This is a genomic window from Curtobacterium sp. Curtsp22 (genome assembly GCF_059492135.1).
Genome location: NZ_CP168519.1, coordinates 558,218 through 577,225, shown reverse-complemented (window position 1 = coordinate 577,225; position 19,008 = coordinate 558,218). Strand labels below are relative to the sequence as shown.

At 70.9% G+C, this 19,008-nt stretch carries 18 protein-coding genes; 2 read left to right on the top strand and 16 right to left on the bottom strand.

Translation table 11 applies throughout. The annotated features are described in order from the left end of the window. Positions 1–47 precede the first annotated feature (47 nt). The 8 genes from ACEN8D_RS02810 to ACEN8D_RS02775 all read right to left on the bottom strand — a co-directional run bounded on the left by ACEN8D_RS02810 (position 48) and on the right by ACEN8D_RS02775 (position 6,805). A complete protein-coding gene (locus ACEN8D_RS02810; protein WP_413399106.1) occupies positions 48–395 on the bottom strand; it encodes a rhodanese-like domain-containing protein in 348 nt (115 codons plus the stop codon). Then, positions 395–1,396, bottom strand: coding sequence for a protein translocase subunit SecF (secF, locus tag ACEN8D_RS02805; RefSeq protein ID WP_413399107.1), 1,002 nt, complete (start codon positions 1,394–1,396; stop codon positions 395–397). Before secF ends, ACEN8D_RS02810 begins: the two co-directional genes overlap by 1 nt. Beyond that, on the bottom strand, positions 1,396–3,147 hold the full coding sequence (secD, locus tag ACEN8D_RS02800) for a protein translocase subunit SecD (RefSeq protein WP_309779571.1): 1,752 nt from the start codon (positions 3,145–3,147) through the stop codon (positions 1,396–1,398). The genes secF and secD overlap by 1 nt, the downstream gene beginning before the upstream one ends. 87 nt (positions 3,148–3,234) lie before the next feature. Next, positions 3,235–3,642, bottom strand: coding sequence for a preprotein translocase subunit YajC (locus ACEN8D_RS02795; RefSeq protein ID WP_070418975.1), 408 nt, complete (start codon positions 3,640–3,642; stop codon positions 3,235–3,237). 95 nt (positions 3,643–3,737) lie between these two features. Next, complete coding sequence (gene ruvB / locus ACEN8D_RS02790) at positions 3,738–4,775, bottom strand: Holliday junction branch migration DNA helicase RuvB (RefSeq protein ID WP_071294678.1); 1,038 nt, start codon at positions 4,773–4,775, stop codon at positions 3,738–3,740. Next, positions 4,772–5,389, bottom strand: a complete 618-nt coding sequence (ruvA, locus tag ACEN8D_RS02785) for a Holliday junction branch migration protein RuvA (protein ID WP_413461478.1) — start codon at positions 5,387–5,389, stop codon at positions 4,772–4,774. The genes ruvB and ruvA overlap by 4 nt, the downstream gene beginning before the upstream one ends. After that, positions 5,386–6,033 carry a crossover junction endodeoxyribonuclease RuvC gene (gene ruvC, locus ACEN8D_RS02780; RefSeq protein ID WP_402736680.1) on the bottom strand — a complete coding sequence of 216 codons (648 nt, stop codon included), beginning with the start codon at positions 6,031–6,033 and terminating at the stop codon, positions 5,386–5,388. The genes ruvA and ruvC overlap by 4 nt, the downstream gene beginning before the upstream one ends. Positions 6,034–6,040: 7 nt before the next feature. After that, positions 6,041–6,805 carry a YebC/PmpR family DNA-binding transcriptional regulator gene (locus ACEN8D_RS02775; protein WP_070418971.1) on the bottom strand — a complete coding sequence of 255 codons (765 nt, stop codon included), beginning with the start codon at positions 6,803–6,805 and terminating at the stop codon, positions 6,041–6,043. 131 nt (positions 6,806–6,936) lie between these two features. On the opposite strand from ACEN8D_RS02775, the gene ACEN8D_RS02770 reads away from it, so the two are divergent. After that, on the top strand, positions 6,937–8,244 hold the full coding sequence (locus ACEN8D_RS02770; protein ID WP_495601143.1) for an AAA family ATPase: 1,308 nt from the start codon (positions 6,937–6,939) through the stop codon (positions 8,242–8,244). Then, the gene (locus ACEN8D_RS02765) at positions 8,244–9,701 is read left to right on the top strand and encodes a tetratricopeptide repeat protein (protein WP_413399583.1); all 1,458 of its coding nucleotides are present in this window, start codon (positions 8,244–8,246) and stop codon (positions 9,699–9,701) included. The genes ACEN8D_RS02770 and ACEN8D_RS02765 overlap by 1 nt, the downstream gene beginning before the upstream one ends. Positions 9,702–9,728: 27 nt before the next feature. Here the strand turns inward: ACEN8D_RS02765 and pdxT are convergent, their stop codons facing one another. The 8 genes from pdxT to ybaK form a co-directional block, all read right to left on the bottom strand. Then, positions 9,729–10,325 (bottom strand): pyridoxal 5'-phosphate synthase glutaminase subunit PdxT, encoded by a 597-nt coding sequence (gene pdxT / locus ACEN8D_RS02760; protein WP_413399584.1) that lies wholly within the window; start codon positions 10,323–10,325, stop codon positions 9,729–9,731. Next, positions 10,319–11,239, bottom strand: coding sequence for a pyridoxal 5'-phosphate synthase lyase subunit PdxS (gene pdxS, locus ACEN8D_RS02755; RefSeq protein WP_070418967.1), 921 nt, complete (start codon positions 11,237–11,239; stop codon positions 10,319–10,321). Before pdxS ends, pdxT begins: the two co-directional genes overlap by 7 nt. A gap of 12 nt (positions 11,240–11,251) precedes the next feature. Continuing rightward, positions 11,252–11,935, bottom strand: a complete 684-nt coding sequence (locus ACEN8D_RS02750) for an HIT family protein (RefSeq protein WP_495601142.1) — start codon at positions 11,933–11,935, stop codon at positions 11,252–11,254. Beyond that, positions 11,935–13,986, bottom strand: a complete 2,052-nt coding sequence (gene thrS / locus ACEN8D_RS02745) for a threonine--tRNA ligase (protein ID WP_495601141.1) — start codon at positions 13,984–13,986, stop codon at positions 11,935–11,937. The genes ACEN8D_RS02750 and thrS overlap by 1 nt, the downstream gene beginning before the upstream one ends. A 62-nt stretch (positions 13,987–14,048) precedes the next feature. Continuing rightward, the gene (locus ACEN8D_RS02740; protein WP_070418966.1) at positions 14,049–14,591 is read right to left on the bottom strand and encodes an adenine phosphoribosyltransferase; all 543 of its coding nucleotides are present in this window, start codon (positions 14,589–14,591) and stop codon (positions 14,049–14,051) included. A gap of 355 nt (positions 14,592–14,946) precedes the next feature. Beyond that, a complete protein-coding gene (locus ACEN8D_RS02735; RefSeq protein WP_309889098.1) occupies positions 14,947–15,180 on the bottom strand; it encodes a hypothetical protein in 234 nt (77 codons plus the stop codon). A 585-nt stretch (positions 15,181–15,765) separates the two neighbouring features. Continuing rightward, entirely contained in the window at positions 15,766–18,360 is a 2,595-nt protein-coding gene (locus ACEN8D_RS02730) for an ATP-dependent Clp protease ATP-binding subunit (protein WP_413399430.1), read from the bottom strand. 95 nt (positions 18,361–18,455) lie between these two features. Continuing rightward, positions 18,456–18,941: a Cys-tRNA(Pro) deacylase gene (gene ybaK, locus ACEN8D_RS02725; RefSeq protein WP_070418963.1), complete on the bottom strand. Its 486-nt coding sequence runs from the start codon at positions 18,939–18,941 to the stop codon at positions 18,456–18,458. Between the last annotated feature and the right edge of the window lie 67 nt (positions 18,942–19,008).

Here is a 19,008-nt window from a genome sequence, read left to right as displayed (position 1 = left end):
CCGGGATGCCCGTCCGAGCTCGATCCGACAAGACTACGCGTGTCCGGTCAGTGCTCGTGACGCGGTTCGCCCTGGGCGTCGCGCACCACGGGGGCGCCCGACTGCTCCCACGCGACCATGCCGCCGACGAGGTTCACCGCGGAGACCCCGGACTGCTCGAGCGCCGCCACGACCCGTGCGGAGCGTCCGCCGGAGTGGCAGACGATGATCGCGGGCTCGTCGCCGCCGTCGATCTCCTTCCAGCGGGCGACCAACTCGGACATCGGCACGAGGGTCGCCTCGGGCGCGTGGACCTCGTCCCACTCCCCCTGCTCGCGCACGTCGAACAGGCGCGCACCGGCGGCGATCCGCCGACGGGCCTCGGCGACGTCGATGTCGACGATCTCCGCCGGCATCAGACGTCCGCCGTCGCGTCGACCTCGCGCTGACGCTTGGCGGCAGCGGCCTGCTTCTTGGCGTCGGCCTGCTTGATCTTCGGCTCGTTCTCACGCAGGTGCGCGTACATCGGCGAGGCGATGAAGATCGTCGAGTAGGTGCCGACGATGATGCCGATGAACAGCGCGAGCGAGATGTCGCGGAGCGTCCCGGCGCCGAGGATGTACGACCCGATGAAGAGGATCGCGCCGACCGGCAGCAGAGCGACGACCGAGGTGTTGATCGACCGCACGAGCGTCTGGTTGACCGCGAGGTTCACCGACTGCACGAAGGTGCGGTGGGACTCCTGGCTCGTGTTCTCGCGGACCTTGTCGAACACCACGACGGTGTCGTACAGCGAGTAGCCGAGGATGGTCAGGAAGCCGATCACCGCCGCGGGCGTGACCTCGAGCCCGACGATGCCGTACACGCCCGCCGTGATGAGGAGGTCGTGGAGGAGCGCCACCATCGCGGACACCGACATCTTCCAGGTGCGGAAGTACAGCGCCATGAACACCGCCGCGAGGGCGAGGAAGATCACGAGGCCGCGGATCGCCTGGTTGAGCACGTCGGCACCCCAGGTCGCACCGATGAAGGTCGCGGCGACCTGGCTGTCCGGGACGTCGTAGGCCTTCGCCAGGGCGTCCTGGACCTCGGAGGTCTCACGGTCGGTGAGCTGGCCGGTCTGCACGCGGATGCCGTGCGTCCCGAGCTGCGAGACACGCGGGACGCCGTCGGGGACGATCGACTCGACGGTCTCGGTGGCGAGGTTCTGGTCGAGCGTCTTCACGTCGGAGAGCGTGAACTCGGACCCGCCGGTGAACTCGATGCCGAGCTGGTACCCGCCACGCAGCCACGGGACCGCGAGCGAGACCACGATCGCGATGATCGCGATGACGTACCAGGTCTTGCGGCGGCCGACGATGTCGTACGAGCGCTTCCCCGTGTAGAGGTCGCTGCCGAACTGGCTGAAGCTGGCCATCAGTCGTCCTTCCCGTCCGGCGTCGTGCCGTTCTCGCCGGAGGCCTGCGCGGCCTTCCGCTCTGCGATCGTCTGTCGACGCTGCGCCTCACCGGCGCTGCGCTGACGCCTGCCGTCGACGACCGGCGCGCGGAACTGCGCGCGACCGCGGTAGACGGCACCGAGGGCCGCGGGATCGAGCCCGCTGAACCGGTGTCCCTCGCCGAAGAAGCGGCTGCGGGCGATGAGCTGCATCATCGGGTGCGTGAACATCACGACCACGACGACGTCGATCAGGGTGGTGAGGAGCAGCGTGAACGCGAAGCCCTTCACGTCGCTCACCGCGAGGATGTAGAGCACCACGGCGGCGAGGAAGTTGATCGAGTCGGATGCCAGGATCGTGCGCAGTGCACGCTTCCAGCCGGCCTCGACGGCACTCTCGAGGCCTCGGCCGTCACGGAGCTCGTCCCTGATGCGCTCGAAGTACACGATGAACGAGTCCGCCGTGATGCCGATCGCGACGATCAGACCCGCCACACCCGCCAACGACAGGCGGTAGTCGACGCGCCAGGACATGATCGCGATCACGAGGTACGTCAGCGCCGCGGCCACACCGAGCGAGAGGACCGTGACGAACGCGAGCGCCCGGTACTGGATGACCGAGTAGATGATGACCAGGATCAGACCGATCAGACCCGCCACGAGGCCACCGACGAGCTGCGCGGTACCGAGGGTCGCGGAGATGTTCTCGTTCGACTGGACCTGGAAGTTGATCGGCAGCGCGCCGTACTTCAACTGGTCGGCGAGGGTCTTCGCGGAGTCGGCCGTGAACGAGCCGGTGATCTGCGCCTTGCCGTTCGTGATGGCCGCGTTCGACGCCGGCGCCGTGATGACGGAGCCGTCGAGGACGATCGCGAACTGGTTCTGCGGCGGCTGCAGCTTCACGAGCCGGCTGGTGACGTCACGGAAGTCGTCCGAGCTCTTGCCCTTGAACGTCAGGTTGACGGCCCACTGGCCGGTCGACGTGCCCTGCGAGTCGGTTGCGAGGCCCGAGGTGGCGTTGCTGATGCCCGAGCCGGACACCTCGACCGGGCCGAGGATGTACTTCGCGGTACCGTCCTGGTCACAGGTGACGAGGGGCTCGTCGTCCGGCGCCGTCGTGACGTCGTCCGGAGCGTTGCAGTTGTAGTTCGTGTACAGGTCCTGCAGCGCCGGCGTGACCTGGGACAGGTCGCTGCCGTTCGTCGGCTTCGTGCTCGGGGTCGCCTGCAGCGAGGCCGGGGGCGTGTACGGCGTCGGCGACGCGGACGAACCGTTGCTGCCGCCCACCGCGGTGTTGGTCGCCGCCTCGGTGTAGAGGACCGGGCGGAACGTGAGCTTCGCGGCCGCCTCGATGCGGTCGATCGTCGCCTTGTCCGGCTTGCCCGGGATGGAGACGACGATGTTGTTCGTCCCCTGGGTGTTGATCTGCGATTCCGAGACACCGGTCGCGTTGATGCGCTGCCGGATGATGTTCACGGCCTGGTTGAGCTGCTGGCTCGTCACCGAGCCGCCCTCGGTGTTCTGCGCCGCGAGCGTCAGCTGCGTGCCGCCCTGGAGGTCGAGGGCGAGTTCCGGGACCCAGCTGGCCCCTTCGAACCACTTGCCGCTGTCGTCCTTGGTGTTCCCGGCGAGGACCGACGCGGCGGTGTTCAACCCCGCGAGGACCGCCATGAGGATCACCAACCAGGTCAGCGAGCGGATCGCCTTCTTGACGGGTGTCGATCGTGCCACCGGTCGTCTCGTCTTTCTGTCAGGACCGACGGCGGTTGACCGGCGGCAGGTGTCGCCGCCGGGTCGGTGGACCCGGCGGCCGAGGAGTCAGTCTTCGGTCTTGCGCTTCGCAGCGTCGGTGTCGGCGTCCGTGGACTCGACACGCTCGCCGTAGATCGGCTCCCCGTTGAGCTCGGCGACGGGCTTCGGCGCTGCCGGCTCGTCCTCGGGCGTGGCCGTGGTGGTGATGTCCGACGCGGTGTCGTCGACGACACGCGACAGGGTCTGGCGGTGGACGGTGACGACCGTTCCGGGTGCGATCTCGACGTCGGCCGTGACCTTCTCGTCGTCGACCGACAGGAGCGTGCCGTACAGACCGAAGGACAGCATGACCTTCGCGCCCGGCACCATCTTGGTGGCGAGCTCGCCCTGCTGCTTCTTGCGCTTCCGGCTGTTGTAGAACATGAAGGCCGCGAACGCCACGACGATGACGATGAGGATGACTTCTTGACCCATGATGCGTTGCCTTCTCTGGTTGCTCGGTTTCGGGCCGTAGCAGTCTAGGGCACACGTCTGTGCGTGGCATGTCACCGAGACCGCGGACGGGGACGTCAGTCGGCGTCGTCGTCGAACAGCCCGGGCTGTGCGAGGCCGGTCTGCCCGGGTGTCATGTCGAAGTGCCGCCAGGCCTGCGGGGTGGCGATCCGCCCGCGGGGGCTGCGGGTGACGAGGCCGACCCGGACGAGGAACGGTTCGACGACCGACTCGATGGTCTCGGACTCTTCCCCGACGGACACCGCGAGGGTGTTCAGGCCGACGGGACCGCCGTCGAAGCGCGTCAGCATCGTCTCGACCACGGCGCGGTCGAGACGGTCGAGTCCGAGTTCGTCGACGTCGTAGAGGTCGAGGGCGCCCTGCACGGCGGCCATGCCGTCGGTGGTGCGGTGCACGAGGGCGTAGTCGCGGACACGTCGGAGCAGGCGGTTCGCGATGCGCGGTGTGCCCCGGGAGCGCCCGGCGATCTCGCGCAGGGCGGACCGGTCGATGTCGAGTTCGAGCAGGTGCGCCGCCCGGATGAGGACCTGCTCGAGCTCGTCCTTCTCGTAGAACTCGAGGTGGGCGGTGAACCCGAAGCGGTCGCGCAGCGGGTTCGGCAGGAGGCCGGCACGCGTGGTGGCGCCGACGAGGGTGAACGGCGCGAGGTCGAGCGGGATGCTCGTGGCGCCGGCCCCCTTGCCGACCATCACGTCGATGCGGAAGTCCTCCATCGCGAGGTAGAGCATCTCCTCTGCCGAGCGGGCCATCCGGTGGATCTCGTCGATGAACAGGACCTCGCCGGGGACGAGGGACGACAGCACCGCGGCGAGGTCACCGGCGTGCTGGATCGCCGGGCCACTCGACATCCGCAGGGGCCGACCGGACTCGTGCGCGACGATCATCGCGAGGGTCGTCTTGCCGAGTCCGGGAGGGCCGGCCATCAGGATGTGGTCGGGCGTCCGGTCCTGCAGTGCCGCCGCCTTGAGGAGCAGGTCGAGCTGCCCCCGGACCTTCCGCTGCCCGACGAACTCGTCGAGGGACTTCGGGCGGAGGGCCCCCTCGAACGCGAGTTCCTCTTGTGACTCGGCGCCCGCGGCGGTGATCCCGCTCACCGGCCGGCACCGGCGGGGCGGAGCGCCCCGAGGGCGGCGCGGAGCAGCGCCTGGGTACCCATCGAGGCGACGCCCGGCTCGGACGCGATGGTCTCGTCGACCGCACGCTGCGCGGCGTCCTCGCGCCAGCCGAGGCCGACGAGGGCGGCGACGACGTCGGTCGCGGCCGGGTGCGCGGTGCCGCCGCGGGCCGCCACGACGGGGGCCTGCTCGAACGCGGCGAGCTTGCCGGAGAGGGCGACGATGATGAGCTTGGCGGTCTTCGGGCCGATGCCGGAGACCTTGCGGAAGGCGCCGTCGTCGTCGTGTGCGACGGCGTTCGCGACCTGGGCCGGGTCCATGTGGGCGAGGACGCCCATCGCCGACTTCGGGCCGACGCCGGACACACTGCGGAGGAGGTCGAACACCTGGAGCGCGTCGGTGGACTCGAAGCCGAACAGGAGGTGCTCGTCCTCGCGCACGATCATCGCGGTCCGGACGAAGACCTCGGACCCGTGGCGCATCGTCAGCGCGTGCGCCGGGGTCACCGCGACCGCGTAGCCCACTCCCCCGACCTCGATCACCACGCCGGAGCCGGCGATGTCGATGCAGGTGCCCCGGAGACTCGCGATCATGCCCCGAGCCTACGGCCGGCCGCCGACGATGCCGACGAGCCACGCTGCGAGCGACCGGCAGCCGCGGCCGCGGCGCGTGCCAGCGGCGAGTCGACCGTGCCGCCCTGTGCGTCCCGCCACGCACGCTGTGCCGGGGTGAGGTTCGTGGCACGCGTGCCGACCGTGTCGGGTGACCCGAGCCTCCAGGCGTGGCACACCGCCAGGGCGAGCGCGTCCGCGGCGTCGGCGGGCTTGGGGGCCTCGTCGAGGCCGAGCACTCGCGCGATCATCGTCTGCACCTGGCGCTTGTCCGCGTTGCCGTACCCGGTCACGGCGGCCTTCACCTCGGACGGGGTGTGCAGCCCGACCGGCAGCCCTCGTGCCGCCGCGGCGTGCAGGGCGAGGCCGGCGGCTTGCGCCGTGCCCATGACCGTCCGGACGTTCGCCTGCGCGAACACCCGCTCGACCGCGACGGCGTCGGGACGGTGCTCGTCGATCTCGGCGGCGATGCCGTCGGCGATGCGGAGCAGCCGCTGCTCGAGTGCCATGTCCGCCGGGGTGCGCACGACCGTCACGTGGACGAGCCGGGCGCGGCGGTTCGATGCGACCTCGACGATGCCGACGCCGCACCGCGTGAGCCCGGGGTCGACCCCGAGCACGCGCAGCATCGGGCTAGTCCTCGTCCTCGTCGAGCTCGGCCTGGACGTCCGCGGGGATGTCGAAGTTCGAGTAGACGTTCTGCACGTCGTCGCTGTCCTCGAGCGCGTCGATCAGACGGAACACCTTGCGCGCCGTGTCGGCGTCGACCGGCACCTTGAGGCCGGGGACGAACTCGGCGTCGGCGGAGTCGTAGTCGATCCCGGCGTCCTGGAGCGCGGTGCGGGCCGCGACGAGGTCGGTCGCCTCGGTGATGACCTCGAAGCCGCCGCCCTGGTCGATGACGTCCTCGACGCCCGCGTCCAGCACCGCCGTCATGACGGTGTCCTCGTCGAGGCCGTCGGTCTTGGTGACGGAGATGACGCCCTTGCGGGAGAAGTTGTAGGCGACGCTGCCCGGGTCGGCCATGGTCCCGCCGTTCCGCGACATCGCGGTGCGGACCTCGGCAGCGGCACGGTTCTTGTTGTCCGTGAGGCACTCGATGAGCATCGCGACGCCGTTCGGGCCGTAGCCCTCGTACATGATCGTCGTGTACTCGATCGTCTCACCGGTCAGGCCGGCACCGCGCTTGATGGCGCGGTCGATGTTGTCGTTGGGGACCGAGGTCTTCTTGGCCTTCTGCACGGCGTCGACGAGGGTCGGGTTGCCGGAGAGGTCGGCGCCGCCCATCTTTGCGGCGACCTCGATGTTCTTGATGAGCTTCGCGAACGACTTGGCACGTCGCTGGTCGATGACGGCCTTCTTGTGCTTGGTCGTTGCCCACTTGGAATGCCCGGACACGGTGCTCCTTGCGTCTTGCGGAAAGTCCCGTCCAGCTTAGCGGCCTGGAGGCACGGTGCGGCCCCGCCTCGCGGGCGGGCCCGTCGACGCACGTACGATGGGAGCAGCACCGGGACGACCAGGGGGAACGCATGACCGATCCGCTGTCCGCACTCGAGGCCGCCGTCCAGGCGCTCCCCGACGACCGGACCCTCCGGGTCCGCTACGCCGAGCTGCTCGCCGACGCCGGCCGGCACGGCGAGGCGATCGAGCAGGCGAGCGTCGTGCTGCGCGAGGCGCCGGAGGACGAGGCGGCGACGGCGGTCGTCCGGCGCGCGGCCCTCGCGGCAGCGGCGCCGCCGGGATCGACGCCAGCCGCGGCTCCGGCAGCGGCGCCGCCGGAGCCGCCGGTCGCGCCGCCGACGCCGGCACCGAGCGACCGGCACGAGGACATCGACTGGTCCGAGCTCGAGGCGTCGATCGCGAACCCGACCGAGCCGCCGTTCGTCGAGCGGGTCGTGGCCGAGCACGACGAGGAGCTCCTGGCCGAGGCTGCCGAGACCGCCGAGGACGCCGATCCGGTGGCGGAGCTGCGCCGCGAGACCGTCCGACTCGCCGACGTCGGCGGGCTCGAGGTCGTGAAGCGGCGGATCGACGAGTCGTTCCTGCAGCCGATGGCGCACCCCGAGATCGCGGCCGCGTTCGGCAAGAAGCTCCGTGGCGGCCTGCTGCTGTACGGTCCGCCCGGCTGCGGCAAGACGTTCCTCGCCCGCGCGATCGCCGGCGAGCTCGGGGCGCACTTCATCTCCGTCACGCTCAGCGACGTGCTCGACCGGTTCATCGGCGAGAGCGAGAAGAACATCCACCGGGTGTTCCGCACGGCCCGCGAGCACGCGCCCGCCGTGCTGTTCTTCGACGAGATGGACGCGATCGGCGCGAAGCGGAGCGGGAACACGTTCTCGTCGTTCCGGAACGTCGTCAACCAGATCCTCGTCGAGATGGACGGGGTCGACTCGCAGAACGACGGCGTCTACGTCCTCGCGGCCACGAACCACCCGTGGGAGGTCGACGCCGCGCTGAAGCGACCGGGACGCTTCGACCGGATGGTCCTCGTCCGTCCGCCGGACGACGATGCCCGCGAGGCGATCCTCCGTGTCCACCTCCGCCGACGGCCGATCGAGGGCATCGACCTCGGCGACCTCGTCCGTCGCACGAAGGGCTTCTCCGGCGCCGACCTGGAGCACCTCGTGACCACCGCGGCGGAGAAGGCGATGACGGAGTCGATCCGGACCGGGTCGGTGCGGCCGATGCGGATGGACGACATGCGCGCCGCCCTCAAGGAGGTCAAGCCGTCGATCGGCCCCTGGGTACAGACCGCCCGCAACGTCGCGGAGTACTCCAACGGCAGCGGCGAGTACGACGACATGGTCGAGTGGCTCCGCGAGGAGAAGCAGCTCTGATGCCCGACGCGGTCGACGTCGTGGTCGAGCGCGCCGACGCGCTCCTGGGCTTCAAGCGCCCGGACGAGGCGCGGGCCGTGCTCACCGCCGCCGTCGCGAGCACACCGGACGACCCCCGGCTGTGGGCGACGCTCGCACGGGCGGAACGTGCACGCCACGACCACGCCGCCAGTCGCACCGCCGCCGAGCGCGCCCTCGCGCTGGACCCCGACAACGCCACCGCCCTGTCCGCCCGGGTGAACGCGATGCTCGACGCGAACGAGCGCCAGGCGGCGAAGGCCGCGGCCGAGGAACTGCGCGAGCGCCGGCCGGACTGGGCGACCGCGCACCTGCTGTGGGCGTTCGCACACACACGCTGGTCGCACGCGAAGCGGTCCGCAGCGGAGGAAGCCGCGTGGCCGACGGCGGACGTCGCCCGGTCCGCGGCAGCCCTCGACCGCGCGCTCGAGCTCGCACCCCACGACGCCCGGCTGTTCGCCGACGCGGCGCAGTGCTACCGCGCCCTCTCGTGGACCGACGGGGCCCTCGCGCCACGGGCTCGCGAGGCCATGGACCGAGCACTCGAGCTCGACCCGAACGACGAGTGGGTGATGCTCGCGGCCGGGTCGGTCCTGCAGCTGTCCGAGCGGGTCGCGCAGTCCGCTCGGGTCCTCGCGCAGCACCCGACGTCGTGGGAGGCCCGCCGGCGTGTGGACGACGGGCTCTGGAGCCTCGTGTCCGTGCCGGTCGGCGTCGTCGCCTGGTCGCTCGTCGTGACGCTTCTCGGCGCCCACATCGCTGCCGGGGGCGGTGCGAACGTCGTCACGAAGACGCTCGGGTGGACCCTGACCGGCATCGCGGCGCTCTGGGTCTGCTTCGTGGAGGTGCACTCCTTCGCGAAGTTCCCGCGCGGACTGCTCCTCCGGACGATGCGGCGGGTCCCGCTCGTGCCGGTCGTGCTCGGCGTCGCGGCACTCACCTGGATCGCCGGCGCCGCCGGAGCGGTGCTCCTGCTCGCCGGCATCGTCCCACCAGCCGGCGACGGGTACACCACCATCGTCACCGTGCTCGCCGTCGCGCTGCTGCTGCAGTCCGCTGCGCAGGACGTCACCACGATCGTGCAACGCCGTCGTCAGGTGCGGTCCGGGCTGTGGGACGGGCTCGTCGCCGACCGCGGACGGCGTCGCAAGGAGGACAACGACCGCGGTGGTGCGTACATCGCCGGCTTCGCCGCGCTCGTGACCTGGGGCATCGTCGCGCTGGCGGCACCGACCACGGGGACGTGGGCCGTGGCCGCCGTCCCGCTGCTGCTCGCCACACGGGTGTTCGTGCTGCAGAGCGCGGCCGAGATCCTGCGTGCGGTGGGCCGGCCGCGGCGCGCTCGGCTCGTCGTGTACGCCGTGATCGCCCTCGGGTTCGCGGCGTTCGCCGTCCGGGCCGTCGTGGTGCAGGTGCTGGTCGCTACCGGCGTGGCCTGACCCCGTCGAGCGACCGGCCGGTCGGCGTCAGGCGGCGCGGACGAGGTCGAGGAAGCGCCGGTGGAAGCGGTCCTCGCCGGCGACCTCGGGGTGGAACGCACTCGCGATGACGGCGCCCTGCTGGACCGCGACGACCTGCCCGTCGGGGAGCGCGCCGAGGACGTCGACCCCGGAGCCGTGCTGCTCCACCACGGGCGCGCGGATGAACACCGCGTGCACCGGGGCCTCGCCGAGGGCCGGCATCGGGATGTCGATCTCGAACGAGTCGTTCTGGCTGCCGAAGGCGTTGCGGCGCACCGTCGTGTCGAGCACGTCGAGCGTCTGCTGCCCGGGGATGCCGGCGGCGATGCGCGAGGAGAGCATGATCATGCCCGCGCAGGTGCCGTACGTCGGCAGCCCGCCGCGGATCGCCTCGGACAGCGGCTCGGCCACGCCGAAGGCACGCGCGAGCTTGTCCATGACGCTCGACTCCCCGCCCGGGATGACGACGCCGTCGAGGGCACCGATCTCCTCCGGGCGACGGAGCGGCACCACGTCGGCACCGAGTTCCGTCAGCGACGCGATGTGCTCACGGAAGTCGCCCTGCAGCGCGAGGACCCCGATGCGGGGCCGGGCGCTCACCAGCCGCGCTCAGCGAGACGGTGCGGTGCGGGGACGTCGGCGACGTTGATGCCGACCATCGCCTCGCCCAGACCACGGGAGACCTCGGCGATGACCTTGGGGTCGTCGTGGAAGGTCGTGGCCTTGACGATCGCGGCGGCACGCTTCGCCGGGTCGCCGGACTTGAAGATGCCGGAGCCGACGAACACACCGTCCGCGCCGAGCTGCATCATCATCGCGGCGTCGGCCGGGGTCGCGACGCCACCGGCGGTGAAGAGCACGACGGGGAGCTTGCCGGTCTGCGCGACCTCCTTCACGATGTCGAACGGGGCCTGCAGGTCCTTCGCGGCGACGTAGAGCTCGTCTTCCTTGAGGTGACGCAGCGCCGCGATCTCCTTGTTGATCGTGCGGATGTGCTTGGTGGCCTCGGACACGTCACCCGTGCCGGCCTCACCCTTGGAGCGGATCATCGCCGCGCCCTCGGTGATGCGACGGAGCGCCTCGCCCAGGTTGGTCGCACCGCAGACGAAGGGGGTGGTGAAGTTCCACTTGTCGATGTGGTTGACGTAGTCGGCCGGCGACAGCACCTCGGACTCGTCGATGTAGTCGACGCCGAGCTCCTGCAGCACCTGCGCCTCGACGAAGTGGCCGATGCGGGCCTTCGCCATGACGGGGATCGACACGCTCGCGATGATCTCCTCGATCATCGACGGGTCGGACATGCGGGCGACGCCACCCTGCGCGCGGATGTCGGCGGGGACGCGCTCGAGGGCCATGACGGCGGTCGCGCCGGCCTCTTCCGCGATGCGGGCCTGCTCGGCGTCGACGACGTCCATGATCACGCCGCCCTTGAGCATCTCGGCGAGGCCGCGCTTGACGCGGTCCGAGCCGGTGATCGAGGTGCCGGGGGTGCTCGTGGTGCTGCTGCTGTCGCTCATGATGCCGACAGTCTAGTGCTCCGACGGCCACCCTTCGGCGACGAGTCGGCGGGTCTCGCCGAGCAGCTGGGACATCGACTTCGTCCGCGCGATGATCGGGAAGAAGTTCGCATCCGACTGCCACCGCGGCACGATGTGCTGGTGCAGGTGATCGGCCACACCGGCGCCGGCGACCTCGCCCTGGTTCATCCCGATGTTGAAGCCGTCGCAGTGCGACACGGCACGCAGGACGCGCATCGCCGTCTGGGTGAGCTCGCCGATCTCGCGGAGTTCGTCCGGCGTCGCCTCGTCGTAGAGCGGCACGTGGCGGTACGGGCAGACGAGCAGGTGCCCGTTGTTGTACGGGAACAGGTTGAGCAGGACGTACGCGTGCTCGCCCCGCGCGACGATGAGGCCGTCCTCATCGGACTTGTGCGGGGCCTCGCAGAACGGGCAGTCGTCGTCGTGGCCGCGGCCCCTGCCCTCGCGCCCGGCGTCGATGTACGCCATCCGGTGCGGGTTCCAGAGGCGCTGGAACGCATCGGGCACCGCGGCGCCGGTTGTGGCGTCGCGGATCACGAGCGGGTCGTCCGCCCCGCCGGAGCCAGCCGCGCCGGACGGACCCGACGGGTCGGGAGCGGGCACGGCGGTGGGACCGGCCGCGTCGTCGACGCGACCGGTCCCACCGACGGGATCCGTGCCTCCTGGAGGGGTCATCAGACCTGCGCGCGCTCGCGGATCGCGGTGAGGATGCGCTCGACCGCCTCGTCCACGGGCACACCGTTGTCCTGTCGACCGTCACGGAAGCGGAACGAGACCGCGCCGGCGTCGCGGTCGTCGCCGCCCGCGATGAGCTGGAACGGCACCTTCTGCTTCGTGTGCGTGCGGATCTTCTTCTGCATGCGGTCGTCCGAGTGGTCGACCTCGGCACGGACGCCGTGCGAGCGCAGCTTCGCGACGACCTCGTCGAGGTAGTCGCCGTACTCCGCCGCGACCGGGATCGCGACGACCTGGACCGGCGAGAGCCAGGCCGGGAACGCGCCGGCGTAGTGCTCGGTGAGGACGCCGAAGAACCGCTCGATCGAACCGAACAGCGCGCGGTGGATCATGACGGGGCGCTGCCGCGTGCCGTCCGCCGCCGCGTACTCGAGGCCGAAGCGCTCGGGCAGGTTGAAGTCGAGCTGGACGGTCGACATCTGCCAGGTGCGGCCGATGGCGTCACGGGCCTGCACGGAGATCTTCGGGCCGTAGAAGGCAGCACCGGCGGGGTCCGGCACGAGTTCGAGTCCGGTCTCCTCCGCCACCTCGCGCAGGGTGTTCGTGGCGACGTCCCACACGTCGTCGTCGCCGACGTACTTCTCGGGGTCCTTCGTGGAGAGCTCGAGGTAGAAGTCGTCGAGGCCGTAGTCGCGGAGCAGCGAGAGCACGAACTGGAGGGTCGTGGTGAGCTCCTCCTTCATCTTCTCCTGCGTGGTGAAGATGTGCGCGTCGTCCTGGGTCAGGCCGCGCACGCGGGTGAGGCCGTGGATGACGCCGGACTTCTCGTTGCGGTAGACCGTGCCGAACTCGAACATCCGCAGGGGCAGGTCGCGGTAGGACCGGGCCTGCGAGCGGTACGCCAGGATGTGCATCGGGCAGTTCATGGGCTTGAGGTAGTAGTCGGCGCCCTGGCGGGTGATGTTGCCGTCCTCGTCGCGTGCCTCGTCCATGTGCATGGCCGGGAACATGCCGTCCTTGTACCAGCCGAGGTGCCCGGAGGTCTCGAACAGGTCGCCCTTGGTGATGTGGGGCGTGTAGACGAACGAGTAGCCCTCCTGCTCGTGCCGACGGCGCGAGTAGTCCTCCATCTCGCGGCGGATGATGCCGCCCTTCGGGTGGAAGATCGCCAGACCGGACCCGATCTCGTCGGGGAAGGAGAACAGGTCGAGCTCGGCGCCGAGCTTGCGGTGGTCGCGCTTCGCAGCCTCTTCCAGCCGGAGCAGGTAGGCCTTGAGCTGGTCCTTGTCGGGCCACGCGGTGCCGTACACGCGCTGGAGCTGCGGGTTCTTCTCCGAGCCGCGCCAGTACGCCGCGGCGACGCGCATGAGCTTCGACGCGTTGCCGATGATGCGGGTGTGCGGCAGGTGCGGGCCGCGGCAGAGGTCCTGCCAGACGACCTCGCCCGTCTTCGGGTCGACGTTCTCGTAGACCGTCAGCTCGCCGGCACCGACCTCGACGCTCTCGCCGGAGTCGCCGGCGTCCGCAGCGCCCTTGAGGCCGATGAGCTCCTGCTTGTACGGCTCCCCCGCCATGCGCTCGCGGGCTTCCTCGTCGGTGACGACGACGCGGCGGAAGCGCTGAGCCTGCCGGATGATCCGGTCCATGCCCTTCTCGATCGCCTTGAGGTCCTCCGGTGTGAAGGGCTCGGCGACGTCGAAGTCGTAGTAGTAGCCGTCGGTGACGGGCGGGCCGATGCCGAGCTTGGCGTCGGGGTTGATCTGCTGCACCGCTTGCGCGAGCACGTGCGCGGCCGAGTGGCGCAGGATGTCGAGGCCGTCCTGCTCGTCGAGGGTCACCGGCTCGACGACGTCACCGGCGTCGACCGAGGCCGCGAGGTCCTTGAGCACACCCGCGACACGGATCGCCACGACGCCGCGGACGCCGTCGAACAGCTCGGTGCCCGTCGTGGTCGTCGTCGCGGTGCGGGGCTCGGGTGCCTGGGGCACGGCTGCGGGCTCGGCGTTGTCCGGCGACGCGCCTTCCGGCGCTGCGGCGACTGACTCGGTCACGATGATGGGACTCCTCGGTTGGATGGTGGATCAAGACTAGTGCGCGGGGCGCCCGCCGAGGCTCACGCGGGGACGGCGCCGAGGGTCTGCACGGGCAGGCGCGGTTCGAGGCGCTCGCGACCCGACAGGCCGTCGAGTTCGAGCAGCGCGGCGAAGCCGATCGCCTCGTAGCCGGCGCGCTCGAGCAGGGTCACGGTCGCGGCAGCGGTGCCCCCGGTCGCGAGGACGTCGTCGACCACGAGCACGCGTGTGCCCGCGGGCAGCTGCCCGGGGCGGAGCTCGAGCTCGGCCTCGCCGTACTCGAGCGCGTACTGCTCGCTGAGGACCTCGCCGGGGAGCTTGCCCGCCTTCCGGACGGTGAGGACGCCGACCTGGTGTTGTGCGGCGATCCCGCCGGCCAGTGCGAAGCCGCGGGCCTCGATGCCGGCGACGGCGGCGAAGCCCTCGCCGATCGCGAAGGGTGCTGCGAGTGCCTCGCACACGCGGCCGAACGCGACGGCGTCGGAGAACACCGGCGTGACGTCGCGGAACAGGATCCCCGGCGACGGGAAGTCCGGGACGATGGCGGTGAGGCGTTCGACGAGTGCAGCTGCGGTTTCGGTCACCCGACAACGGTACGGGAGGCGCGGGGTGCGCCCGACCCGCCCCGCACCGTGCGCGGTCGGTTGCTCGGGAGGCGCGGTGCGCGCCCGCCCCGCCTCGCACCGTGCGCGGTTGATGGCTCGGTGCGGGGCTGCCTCCTTGGTGGCTGGACGCGAGCTCGCACCGTGTTGTCGCCGACGTGCTGGGCGGATTCCGGCGCACGGTGCGGCGCGCGCCGGTCGCGGCGGGCGCGACCACTCGGTGCGGGGCTGGTACCCCGCACCGAGTGGTCCACGACGCACCGGACGGCGCAGAGCGCACCGTGCGGCGGGCAGACAGGCGCGCCGTGCCGCCGCGGAGCGCGCCGCGCCGCGCGGCTCAGCGCCAGCGGTTGAGCATGCCGACCTGCGTGAGCCACGCGGCCTCGCGGGCGGCGCGCTCCTGTTCGAGGCGCCGGCGCGTCTCGAGGTCGACCGACGGACGCACGTGGTGCGTCCGACGACTCCAGATGATCAGGGACATCCCGATGCGGAGTGCGATGCGGTCGGAGAGCGAGACCCGACGGCGCACCGCACGGGTATCGGGGGGACGGTTGACGGTCTTCGTTGACAAGGTGGTGCCTTTCAGGCGTGACGACGACTGCCAGGGCATGGCAGTACTGCCCGGAACGCGGGCAAGGGAGATGAATGCGCGAGAATGCATTCCGCGCCCAGTCGAAGAATGCACGACGGGTGCGGTCAGGAATTGCTGCCAATGGAAGGAGCGTCGCACCGGCCACCGACATTCACGACCGGTGTCGGGCACACGCCGAGTGCGTCACCACGAGGGCGACGGGCGAGTGCGACCGAAGGTCGGAACGGCACCGGACGGCGAGGATGACCTCAGCGCGGACGGGCCGGTCGGAGATGCGACTGGTGTGGGACGCCCCGTGTCAGCGGACCCGGATCGGGGTGCCGCCGGACGTACGGATTCCACGGAACGGAGTCGTTTCGGTGAACATCATGGTCAGGCCCCCTCTCGGTCTCGTGCTGACGCGGTGATTGCTGCTCGTGAACACTATCCACACCGCCATTCCCCGCGCAACCCTTTTCTCGAGATTCGTCCGGAATTGCATTCCTGAACAGTTCGGGGACGCCGCACACACAGAACGCCCCGGTCCCACGAGGGGTACCGGGGCGTTCGATGCGGACGCGGCGCCTAGACCGCGGCGGGGACCGCGACCGTGGCGTCGAGCGCGCCGTCGACCACGTCGACCCGGACGGTGTCGCCCTCGGCCACGGCCTCGTCGACCACGAGGCTCGCGATGCGGTCGTCGACCTCGCGCTGGATCAGCCGACGGAGCGGGCGGGCGCCGTACTCCGGCTCGTAGCCGTGCTCGGCGAGCCACCCGACCGCGGCGTCCGTCACCGTCAGGGTCATCCCCTGGGCGACGAGGCGGAGCGCGGTGTCCTCGAGCAGGAGCGACACGATCGACTCGATCTGCGAGCGGTCCAGCTTGCGGAACAGCACGATCTCGTCGATGCGGTTGATGAACTCCGGCCGCATCGCCTCGCGCAGCTTGCCCATGACCCGGGCGCGCAGGTCGTCCTCGGCGAACCCGTCCCCGGAGCCGACCGGCGCGAAGCCGAGTGCACCGGAGCGCGACGCGAGGAACTCCGAGCCGATGTTCGACGTCATGATCACGACGGTGTTCCGGAAGTCCACCGTGCGGCCCTGGCCGTCCGTCAGCCGTCCGTCGTCGAGCACCTGCAGCAGCAGGTTGAACACGTCCGGGTGCGCCTTCTCGACCTCGTCGAGCAGGACGACCGAGTACGGGTTCCGACGGACACGCTCGGTCAGCTGCCCGGCCTCGTCGTAGCCGACGTACCCGGGAGGGGCGCCGACCAACCGCGACACGGTGTGCCGCTCGCCGAACTCGCTCATGTCGAAGCGCAGCATCGCCGACTCGTCGCCGAACAGCGACCCGGCCAACGCCTTCGCGAGCTCGGTCTTGCCGACACCGGTCGGACCGAGGAACAGGAAGCTGCCCACCGGACGACGGGGGTCGCCCATGCCGGTCCGGCTGCGCCGCACCGCGGTCGCGATCGCCCGTACGGCGTCGTCCTGGCCGACGACGCGCTCGTGGAGTTCGTCCTCGAGCGCGGCGAGCCGGGAGCGGTCGCCCTGCGTCAGGCGGGTCGCCGGGATGCCGGTGGCACGCGACACGACGGCCGCGATGTCCTCCTCCGTGATCGAGGTGCCGACGGATTCCGGACCGGAGGCGCGACCTGCGTCGGCCGATCCGGCGGCGGTGATCCGCGCCTCCAGTCCGTCGATCTCGTCGCGCAGGCGCGACGCTTCCTCGTAGTGCTCCTCGGCGACGGCCGCGTCCTTCGACGCGGTGAGCGTCGCGACCTGTGCGCGGAGCGCCTCGACGTCGATGTCGCCCGAAAGGGCCAGGCGACGACGTGCGCCGGCCTGGTCGATGAGGTCGATGGCCTTGTCCGGCAGGTGCCGGTCGGTGACGTAGCGGTGCGAGAGCTCGACCGAGGCGCGCAGGGCGTCCGGCGTGTAGGTGACGCTGTGGTGCTCCTCGTAGCGCGGGGCGAGTCCGGTCAGGATGGCGACGGCGTCCTCGACGCTCGGCTCCCCCACCGTGACCGGCTGGAAGCGACGCTCGAGTGCGGCGTCCTTCTCGATCCGGCGGTACTCGTTCAGCGTGGTCGCGCCGACCATGTGCAGGTCGCCACGGGCCAGGCGGGGCTTGAGGATGTTGCCGGCGTCCATCGAACCGCCCTCGCCGCCACCGCCGGCGCCGACGACGGTGTGGAGCTCGTCCACGAACACGATGAGCTCGTCGGCGTGCGCTGCGATCTCGTCCATCGCCTTCGTGAGGCGCTCCTCGAAGTCGCCACGGTAGCGCGTGCCGGAGAGCATGCCGGCGAGGTCGAGGGCGACCACGCGCTTGCCCTGCAGCAGCACGGGCACGTCGCCGTCGGCGATGCGCTGGGCGAGTCCCTCGACGATGGCGGTCTTGCCGACGCCGGGCTCGCCGATGAGGACGGGGTTGTTCTTGGTGCGACGGAGCAGGATCTCGACGGTCTGCTCGATCTCGTCGGCGCGGCCGATCACCGGGTCGATGCGGCCGTCGCGGGCCCGCTCGGTGAGGTCGGTGCCGAACTGGTCGAGCGTCGGGGTGGCGCTCTCGGTGTCGGTGGTCTGGTCGGTGCTCGTGGGCATCGTGCGCCCCTCCCTGGCGGCCGCCGCGGCCTGCGCGGCGTAGTCCTGCATGACCTGCGGGGTGACGCCGGCACTGGCGAGCAGCTGCCCGGTGACGGTGTCCTGGTCCATGACGAGCGCGAAGAAGACGTGCTCGGGATCGGTGTAGGTGCTGCCGAACCCGCGGGCGGCCTGGGTGGCCTCCAGCAGGATCCGCTGCGCGGTCCCGGTCAGGGCCGGGCGACCGTCGGGCTGCTGGCGGGGTTCGCGCGCCATCGGCAGGCGCTGCTCGACCTCCTCCGCGAACTGCTCGGGGTCGACCCCGGCGTGCCGGAGGACCGCGGTGAACGGGTCGGTGCGGACGAGCACGTGCAGGACGTGCAGGGCGTCGATCTCGTGCTGCCCCTGCTCGGCCGCGAACTCGGCGGTGCGCTGGAGCAGCTCGTGGGTGCGACGGCTGAGCAGTCGCGTGATGTCGACCGGGCGTCCCAGCGGTACGGATCGCTGGGCGCCGGAGTCCTGTGCCGCGAGCAGGCGGGCGAGGAACTCGTCGAACGAGTCGTTGCCGCCGGTCGGGCCGAACGTTGCTGGCAAAGGGACCTCCTGGGAACTTGAGTGCCTTCGACTCAATGCAACGCAGGAGGGACCGGGTCATTCCCGGTCGTGGAAGAAACTTGCGGCGACCCGGCTCAGGTCCGTGCGATCGGTGCCGCGGTCGCCTCGGTGATGCGCACGAGGTCCGCCGGGGACACCTCGATGTCGAAGCCGCGACGCCCGCCGGACACGAAGATGCTCGCGTAGGACAGCGCCGACTCGTCCACCACGGTCGGCAGCTTCGTCTTCTGCCCGACCGGGCTGATCCCGCCCACCACGTAGCCCGTACGCTTCTCGGCGAGGGCCGGGTCCGCGAGCGTCGCCTTCTTCCCGCCGACGGCAGCCGCGATCGCCTTGAGGTCGAGCCGGTTCGCCACCGGGACGATCGCCACGGCCAGGGCACCGTCGACCGACACCACGAGGGTCTTGAACACCTGCTCCTCGCGGAGCCCGAGGGCGGCCGCGGCCTCCTCGCCGAAGTTCGTGGCGGTCTCGTGGTGCTCGTACACGTGCGGCGTGTACGCGACCCCTGCCCGCTCGAGGGCGGCGGTCGCTGGGGTGCTCGGCGAACCTGCGGTCATGGGCACGATCCTGCCGTGACCAGCCACTTCCCCCACGACGGCGCGCGGGCGTTACCCTGAACGGACC

Coding starts and splice junctions, on each gene's coding strand:
- ACEN8D_RS02770 (WP_495601143.1), top strand. CDS start 6,937: ATGACCGATCCGCTGTCCGCACTCGAGGCCGCCGTCCAGGCGCTCCCC.
- ACEN8D_RS02810 (WP_413399106.1), bottom strand. CDS start 395: ATGCCGGCGGAGATCGTCGACATCGACGTCGCCGAGGCCCGTCGGCGG.
- secF (WP_413399107.1), bottom strand. CDS start 1,396: ATGGCCAGCTTCAGCCAGTTCGGCAGCGACCTCTACACGGGGAAGCGC.
- ACEN8D_RS02795 (WP_070418975.1), bottom strand. CDS start 3,642: ATGGGTCAAGAAGTCATCCTCATCGTCATCGTCGTGGCGTTCGCGGCC.
- ruvA (WP_413461478.1), bottom strand. CDS start 5,389: ATGATCGCGAGTCTCCGGGGCACCTGCATCGACATCGCCGGCTCCGGC.
- pdxS (WP_070418967.1), bottom strand. CDS start 11,239: ATGAGCGACAGCAGCAGCACCACGAGCACCCCCGGCACCTCGATCACC.
- ACEN8D_RS02750 (WP_495601142.1), bottom strand. CDS start 11,935: ATGACCCCTCCAGGAGGCACGGATCCCGTCGGTGGGACCGGTCGCGTC.
- ybaK (WP_070418963.1), bottom strand. CDS start 18,941: ATGACCGCAGGTTCGCCGAGCACCCCAGCGACCGCCGCCCTCGAGCGG.
- ACEN8D_RS02765 (WP_413399583.1), top strand. CDS start 8,244: ATGCCCGACGCGGTCGACGTCGTGGTCGAGCGCGCCGACGCGCTCCTG.